Origin of the sequence: Psittacicella hinzii, from assembly GCF_003585885.1 — a bacterium.
Classification (GTDB): domain Bacteria; phylum Pseudomonadota; class Gammaproteobacteria; order Enterobacterales; family Psittacicellaceae; genus Psittacicella.
Genome location: NZ_NRHC01000127.1, coordinates 1 through 1,322, shown reverse-complemented (window position 1 = coordinate 1,322; position 1,322 = coordinate 1). Strand labels below are relative to the sequence as shown.

The 1,322-nt window shown below is 33.0% G+C and carries 1 protein-coding gene; it reads right to left on the bottom strand.

Features of this window, described 5'->3' with window-relative positions:
* Nucleotides 1-74: 74 nt before the first annotated feature.
* On the bottom strand, nt 75-1,322 hold a 1,248-nt coding region (locus tag CKF54_RS07505), incomplete at its 5' end, for a transposase (protein ID WP_222987596.1).

The following is a 1,322-nucleotide window of genomic DNA, read 5'->3' as shown; positions in this document are numbered from 1 at the left end:
AATATCTCACGTTTTCAATCCTAAGTTACCGCCTTTATAGACCACACTAGCGCTTAGCACCCTTTAATTGGGTGCTATTTTATTTCTATATTTGCACTGCTATAAATATCTTTTTGAAGACTAGAAAGAGGTTCAATTGAAGATTTTTTGTTACCTTGATAAACGTTTATATCTATTAAGTAGTTGATGCATTGAGCCACCGTTAGATATTTAGTTCTTTCTTTAGTCTTTAGAGTTTTTGTCATTAGTAATCTAAGGATTAAGGCTATAAATCCAACAAAAGTCTTCCCTCTAGTAGTCTCATCATTATGAGTTTTCAGCCTTCTGAATCCTAGGTCATTCTTATAGCAGTCAAAAGATTGTTCAACAAGATCCTTTCTTCTATAAATGACATTTGTCTTTTTAAGATCCATATATTGATAATTTGTCATGTAAATGAAGAAGCCGTTCTTTCTTTCATCAGAAGCATACTCTTCTACATTAAAACTATAGGAAAAGTCTGTTTCTGAATACATTTCAACGGTGTAATAGCGTCTATTTGAAGGGGTAATTTTGCCTTTGTTTTTCTTCAGATCTGATAAATTTTTATCATTACTTATCGCTAATCGTCTTTGACTTTCATCTTGTACCGCTTTTTTCTCAGGATCGAAAATAATATGAGTTTGTAGTTTTAAGCCATATAAGTTACTTTCTCTAGTGTATCCTCTTGCTCCAGATTCTTTCATATCAATAAAGTAATGAGGTGTCATTCCTTTCTGAAGAGCTTCTTCTACGAGTTCTCCATACAGCTTTAAATTTCTAGGCATTGTTGTTAAGAACTTTATCCCTTTTTTATCTAACTCTTTGAAATAACTGTTATCTTGGAAGCCTTGGTCAAATACCCACGTAACTTGAGATGAACTGATATCCTCAACAATATCATTGACAAATGGGAAGTATGTTTTGTCGTTAATGCTACCAGCATAAGTAACATAACCTAATGGAAGTTCATTCTGTTCACCAATTATAAGTCCAAGATTTATCTGACTTTTCATCTCTTTATCTCGATTATAACCTTTCAATGCTTTTGTGATATTTTTAGCATCAGTTGACATCGAAGTAACATCGTAGATTAGGAAGCTCTGGTCTTGAGAATGAATTTGCCACCATCTTGTTAAGAAATCATTTATTGAATTAATGTCAATTCTAGCGAATAACTCACTGATTCTTTGACTGGAAATAGCCTCTTTCTTACCTAATCCTATCTTTGTAGCCCATCTTTCAAAGTGCATCATAGTATTCCCTGAAGCTACAATATATCCCGCTAAGTTAAGGATATCTTG